We start from the raw sequence: 6,846 nt of genomic DNA on the forward strand, positions 1-6,846 counted from the left end.
AGAGGAATTTAAAATGTCTTCGATCCAATTATCCAATGTCGTAAAACGTTTTGACGATACCCAAACCATTCACAACGTAAACTTGTCGATAGAAGAAGGTGAGTTTGTGGTGTTTGTTGGTCCTTCGGGCTGCGGAAAATCAACGCTCTTGCGTATGATTGCCGGCCTGGAAGACATCAGTGATGGAGCGATATCTATTTCGGGAAATGTCGTTAACGACACTCCGCCCTCAGAACGAGGGGTTGCAATGGTGTTCCAGTCTTATGCTCTATACCCGCATATGACTGTTGCAGAAAATATGGGTTACTCACTAAAAGTAAACAAAGTTCCAAAAGAAGAGCGAGAGAAAAAAGTGCAGTTGGTCGGTAAAGCACTGCAATTGGAACATTTGCTGGATCGTAAGCCTGCCCAACTTTCTGGTGGTCAACGCCAACGCGTTGCTATCGGCCGAGCAATCGTTCGAGATCCAAAAGTGTTTTTATTTGATGAGCCGCTATCAAACCTAGACGCAGAATTACGCGTCGACATGCGACTTCATATTGCAAAGCTACACCAAGAACTTAAGTCAACCATGATCTACGTAACGCACGACCAAGTCGAAGCCATGACATTAGCAGATAAGATCGTCGTGCTTCGTGATGGTAAAGTTGAGCAAGTTGGCTCACCAATGGATCTCTACCATAACCCTATTAACAGATTTGTTGCCGGATTTATTGGCTCGCCTAAAATGAATTTTCTTCCTTGTACCGTTGAAGCTTGGGATGAAACGAGCTTAACAGTGAGTCTGGATGTGGGCCGTTCAATCACGTTACCGATAAAAGCAGCACAGGTTGAAATAGGTAAACAGCTGACGTTAGGCATTAGACCAGAACACCTCACGACAAATCCAGATATGATCACACTCGCGTTCCAATGTGAAGTGGTCGAGAGACTAGGAGGCATGACTTACATCTTTGGCCAATGTGGCGGCGTGGATGACTTCAAATACCTTCATCATGGGGACACACAAGTACAGCCTGGTGAGTCAATTTCGCTATTTACATCACCTTCCCATTTACACATTTTTGAACCTGATGGAAACGTCATTAAATTTGATTCTGTACAATCAACACATTAGCGCTTTAGTGCCAAAGAGCATTCAGAATGCTCTTTGGCATGCTAGGACCGTCCGATAAAAACAATATAGGGTAATCTTTTGGCTACACTTAAAGACATTGCACAAAGAGCGAAGATTTCTACTTCCACTATTTCTCGCTTTCTTAACGAAGACCCTACTTTGTCTGTAAGTGAAGACAAAAAACGGGCCATTTTGGAGGCAGTAGAGTCTCTTGGCTATCAATCCCCTAAACGCAGTAAAAAACAGTTTGTTCATCATGAAGTAACCAAAACGAATGAGCCATTTGGCGTACGTGATGTTGTTATGTTGAACTTTTTAACGCCGACACAGGAAATAGACGACCCGTATTTCACTTCTATTCGTGCTGGCATTCAAAATCGATGCTTAGAAAAAGGAGTCGATTTAAGAACACTCCATTTAGACCAGATCGATACTAATATAAATCTAATAGAAAACGCTCCAGCCGTCATTGCAGTCGGACATTTCTCCAAACATATTGTAGATACCTTATATCAAGCTAACCACAATATCATATTTGTTGATTCTAACCCTTTAGGTAGCAAAACCGATGCAGTCTTAATTGACCGGTTGGCGTTGTCCAATGACGTTATGCAAAATGTACTAAAAAGCCGTTGTAAACGACCTGCTTTTATTGGCAATAACGAGGAGCGGTTACATACTTTTCGTAAAGTCACCAAAGAAAACGGCTTGTATCACGATGCGCTATGCAAAGTGAGTAAAGAGTATTGCATCGAGTCGGGGTATCAAGCAATGAAAGAAATGCTACAACTCGATGAGCTTCCCGACGTGGTCTACGCCGCGACAGACATGGTGGCCGTTGGTGTTTATCGAGCCATTTATGAGGCAGGGTTAACCATTCCAACCGATATACAAGTCATCGGCACCAATGATATCTCGTCAGCCCGACATATGAGTCCAAGCCTTACTACAATGCGACTGTTCCCGTTTGAAATGGGAGAAGTAGCAATAGATATGTTTATTGAAAAAATGGAAGGCAGAAAATACAAAAAAACGGTTTTATTTGGTCATGAGTTTATATGGCGAGACAGTTTTAAAATTAACTAACTGCGCGCTAATTTATGATTCTTCAACATCACGGATGATAAAATTGACTTAATAAATTTGTAGATGGATCATAATCACAATTATCTAAGTAAATTTACTTAGATAATTTACCCACAATCACAACTACCTAAATCACCTTATAAAAATAATCACTAACACTTTTATACATCACCTCAACACTAAAATCCCTTGCTATATTATTTACGTTTAAAAACAATTAAAACGTAAATATATAAAAACGGTGAAACGATGAACAATACCATAAAAACACTAGCCATCTTCGGCTCATTAGTGGCCTCAAACTATTCTCACGCTTTTATTAAAGGTACGGATATTAGTTGGATAACTCAGATGGAAGACAGTGGCTACGAGTTCTACAACGATTGGGGCTATCGACAAGATGTCCTTTCAATATTACGAGACCATGGCATGAACGCAGTGCGTCTTCGTGTCTGGGTTAACCCCAGTGATGGTTATTACAGCTCACTGAAGGATGTAATTGTCAAAGCGCAGTGGGCCAAAGACGCGAATATGGATGTGATGATTGACTTCCACTATAGCGACACTTGGGCCGATCCAGGTAACCAGTGGAAACCCGCAGCATGGCAACAACTGAGCTTCGAAGATTTAATGGGACAAGTATGGTCTTACACTAGAGACTCACTCAACACCTTAAAAGCTGCAGGTATCACACCAAAATGGATTCAAGTCGGTAATGAAACCAACAACGGAATGCTATGGAATGAAGGAATGGCTTCAAGCAACATGCGTAACTATGCATGGTTGTTTAATAGCGGACGCAACGCAGCCAAAGAAGTATTCCCAGACGCTAAGGTCATCGTCCATTTAGCCAACTGTCACGACAATGCTAATTTCCGGTGGATTCTTGATGGCTTACAATCCAACAGTGCTTGGTGGGATGTTATTGGCGCATCTTCCTATCCCAAGAATGCTACTGGCCTTACTTGGCAAGAAGCAAACAATCAATGCCTCTCTAATCTCAATGATATGGTCGAGCGCTACGGAACGGAAGTGATGATCACTGAAATTGGTGTGCCTTGGGATGAGCCTCAAGCAAAGACTATCGTTGCCGATATGATCCAAAAAGTACGTAGTGTTAATCAAGATAAAGGCATTGGGATTTTCTATTGGGAGCCACAGGCATATAGTTGGCAAGGTTATACTTTAGGTGCATGGGATCCAAATACGCGCCAGCCTACTCAAGCTCTTGACGCTTTTCTTGAATAACTCAAAGCAGAGTATTCTCCAAGCCCCTCTATGGTTAGAGGGGTACAATCAAAAAGAGCGAACGAAGCTATAGTTTGAATTAATACGTATCTATAACCGCAATAAATACTGATATTGTCATTTCAGAAAAGGATACCTTGAATCTGTTCTTTCTCTGATTCTGAAAACTCCAAATGCCTCACAGCGGCTACATTTTCACACAGTTGGTCCGGTGAGCTTGCACCAATCAAAACAGAAGAAACACGTTTATCACTAAGAAGCCAAGCAAGTGCCATTTGTGCAAGAGATTGTCCTCGCTCGCTCGCAATATTCGACAGGGCTTTAATTTTTGGTAGATAATGTTCAACTAAGTTGGCTTCTAGATAAGAACGCTGATTATCTGCTCTAGATCCCTGCGGGATGCCGTGCAAATATTTCTCAGTTAGTAGTCCTTGGGCTAAAGGAGAAAAAGCGACCATACCTACGCCTGCGTGATTTAGTGTTTCTAGCAGGCCGTTTTCTACCTGACGCTCAAACATTGAATATCTTGCTTGATGGACAAGGCACGGTGTACCCAGTTGCTCAAATAATTTCAGTGTTTGATCAGTTTGCTCTGGTGAGTAATTTGATATCCCCACATATAGCGCTTTCCCCTGACGAACTAACATATCTAGCGCAGATACCGTTTCTTCTAGGGGGGTGTCAGGATCAGGAGTGTGATGATAAAAAATATCAACATAATCAAGTTTCATGCGCTTTAGAGATTGATCAATGCTCGACACAAGATACTTACGAGACCCACCAACACCATAAGGTCCTGGCCACATATCATATCCAGCTTTAGTGGAAATGATTAGTTCATCACGATAGCTCGCTAAATCCTGATTCAGGATCCGACCAAGTGTTTCTTCAGCAGAACCATACGGCGGTCCGTAGTTATTCGCCAAGTCAAAATGAGTAATGCCTAAATCAAATGCCTTACGAAGGATTAAACGCGCATTGGCATACGAGTCATATTCACCAAAGTTATGCCATAAACCCAATGACAGCGCTGGCAGAAGTAAACCACTGTTTCCGCACCGTCTATATGGCATCGATTCGTAACGCATTTTATCAGCTAAATAACGAGTAATTGGAGCATGATCATTTGTGTTCATTCGATATATCTAAATCCATATTGATGACTATTTACACACTCAACATCGCTATTTATGTCTAACAACAAGAGGATACTCTCAACATCCCAGTCAAAGGAAAACGACATGGTATACAACGATATCAAGATATAACGATGCCACCATAGCGCATTTTTTATACATTTAGGTCCCCAGAATTCAAATTTGTGATAACGATTACAAATCTAAAAAGCATTGTAATATCGACATAAAAATTAATTTTTACTATAATTTTTATAAGAATCAGTTCTTAATTTGATATTCGTTTACATTCCTCTCGCGCTGTTTAACCATTGAGAGAAGGTTAAGTCCCAAAGAAGTAGCGGACTTTAACTCGTCAACTTTAATTCGTCTTACAGACATAATTCGTCACACACATAATTCTTCTTACTCAAACGCATTTTTGGACAGAAACGTGTTACGCGAAATCTGGTAAGTCGCTTATCTCAGATTAGCAAAAGTATCTTGAAACCTTAAACGCTTGTTATGCCTTTTGTGCTTTTATTAACCACCAAGGCCTACCGTCAAACAATCTAGACCCTACCTCATTTGCTTCGTTTAGAAGAAGATCTACAACTTGCTCCGATAGTTCCGCTCTCAGTCGCTGCTCATTCGCTAACCATTCATGATAGATTGAAGCCCAGTACTCTGAAACACCTGCTCTCTCAATAACTTCAGCTGAATTTACAAAGCCAGAATATGTTAAAGCCTTGCTCCAAGTCTTGCCCAAACGATTAAATTTTGGAGAGTCAGCTAAAGGGGCTCGGGTAGTAAAAAATAACTGCCCACCGTTGTTTAAACGCTCATATATATCTGTTAAGACCGAATATTCATCGCTTGCAAATGGTAGTGCATCAATACTAACTACCATGTCGAAACTACCCTCGAGTTTTTTAATGTCATCAAACGAAGCAACTTCAAAACTCACTTTTTCACATAACCCTTGTTTCTCTGTTCTTTCCCGAGCGAATTGTATTGCTGCAAACGAGCGATCTAATCCTACAACTGTACAACCAAACTCTTTTGCCAACCAAACACTCAAACCACCTGACCCACAACCAAGATCTAAGATCCTTTTAGGTTTTAAATCTCTAATAGTCTCAGCTAGGCTTGCTAATAATTCATTTGTACAACTACTGTATGGTTGAAGATCTTGCGGATAAGAATCACCTACAGCTTTGACCCAGAGGGAATTAAAGAACGTATTTTGAAGTCTCTCTTTATAGCTATCCATGCTTTCTCCGAACTGTCAGAATACCTTGAGGCATAGCCGCGTTAAGTAGTGAGCAACGCTCACACCTAACCTAAACCATTACACCTTAAACACAAAATTCAATTTGAGCTGTGAATGCCACGCGTTGCGAATCTGCCTTAAACTCTTGTTATAACGGTCTTACAACACCTACAAAACTTGTCGATGTTTCAGTCAAAGGCGTCTTTTTCCAATCTGCGTAGTATTCTACTAGCTGCAAGCCATTACGTTCTAAGCCCTTAACTATCTCATCAATTGAACGATATTTCAGCTCGATATAACTATGATATTGCTCACCATTTTCATATTCTCGCCTTACATGGTGCAGCATTGTATTATTTAATTGTGGGTGTCTGCTGTCCAAACCGTAGACATCGACGTTTTCACCTGTCGGACTTTTGTAAGAAGACCAATGTTCGTGACTACTTGTTGTTTCGAAGTGCTCAGAACATGGAAGCCGAGAATCAAATACAAAAAGGCTTTCAGCATGCATATGACTATTAATGTTATTTAGCATTGATGAAAAGTCTGCGTCTGAAATAAACGCTTGAAAGGCATTACCCGTCATAACAATTAGATCAAAAACGGTTTCTAAGTTGAAATCTGCCGCGTCCATTTCGTAAAACGCAATATCGCTAATATTTGATGACTTGTACTTAGCAAAATCAATCATTGAACCAGAAAAATCAATACCTACCACATGGGATAACTTCCTTGATAATGGGATTGTAACCAGACCAGTTCCGCAGCAAACATCTAGTAAGGATAAAGCCTTTTGATGAGATATGAGATCTTGAAAGAACGATATTTCACCTGCATAAGAATTACCATACTGCGCGTCGTATTCCTCACCTGACCAAAACTCACTTTTACTCTGTTTCAACGACTCTCCTCCTTGAGAACGAATAAGCTATAACGCCCAATTAAGGGGTGAGCAACGCTACCACCCAAGCTTAAAGTATTGTGCCATAAACACTTAACTTGAAGTA

At 40.8% G+C, this 6,846-nt stretch carries 6 protein-coding genes; 3 read left to right on the top strand and 3 right to left on the bottom strand.

Annotated features, from left to right (window positions below; translation table 11 throughout):
- Positions 1-13 precede the first annotated feature (13 nt).
- The 3 genes from RXX31_RS04345 to RXX31_RS04355 all read left to right on the top strand — a co-directional run bounded on the left by RXX31_RS04345 (position 14) and on the right by RXX31_RS04355 (position 3,451).
- Positions 14-1,117, top strand: coding sequence for a sn-glycerol-3-phosphate ABC transporter ATP-binding protein UgpC (locus tag RXX31_RS04345; protein WP_317587863.1), 1,104 nt, complete (start codon positions 14-16; stop codon positions 1,115-1,117).
- A 78-nt stretch (positions 1,118-1,195) separates the two neighbouring features.
- The gene (locus RXX31_RS04350) at positions 1,196-2,203 is read left to right on the top strand and encodes a LacI family DNA-binding transcriptional regulator (protein ID WP_025789584.1); all 1,008 of its coding nucleotides are present in this window, start codon (positions 1,196-1,198) and stop codon (positions 2,201-2,203) included.
- A 249-nt stretch (positions 2,204-2,452) separates the two neighbouring features.
- Positions 2,453-3,451: an arabinogalactan endo-beta-1,4-galactanase gene (locus RXX31_RS04355; protein WP_317587864.1), complete on the top strand. Its 999-nt coding sequence runs from the start codon at positions 2,453-2,455 to the stop codon at positions 3,449-3,451.
- A 122-nt stretch (positions 3,452-3,573) separates the two neighbouring features.
- Here the strand turns inward: RXX31_RS04355 and mgrA are convergent, their stop codons facing one another.
- The 3 genes from mgrA to RXX31_RS04370 form a co-directional block, all read right to left on the bottom strand.
- Positions 3,574-4,587: an L-glyceraldehyde 3-phosphate reductase gene (gene mgrA / locus RXX31_RS04360; protein WP_317587865.1), complete on the bottom strand. Its 1,014-nt coding sequence runs from the start codon at positions 4,585-4,587 to the stop codon at positions 3,574-3,576.
- A 502-nt stretch (positions 4,588-5,089) separates the two neighbouring features.
- Entirely contained in the window at positions 5,090-5,839 is a 750-nt protein-coding gene (locus RXX31_RS04365) for a class I SAM-dependent methyltransferase (RefSeq protein ID WP_317587866.1), read from the bottom strand.
- 148 nt (positions 5,840-5,987) lie between these two features.
- On the bottom strand, positions 5,988-6,740 hold the full coding sequence (locus RXX31_RS04370; protein ID WP_317587867.1) for a class I SAM-dependent methyltransferase: 753 nt from the start codon (positions 6,738-6,740) through the stop codon (positions 5,988-5,990).
- Positions 6,741-6,846 lie beyond the last annotated feature (106 nt).

It is taken from the genome of Vibrio sp. EA2 (genome assembly GCF_033042495.1).
In the GTDB taxonomy this organism is placed as follows: domain Bacteria; phylum Pseudomonadota; class Gammaproteobacteria; order Enterobacterales; family Vibrionaceae; genus Vibrio.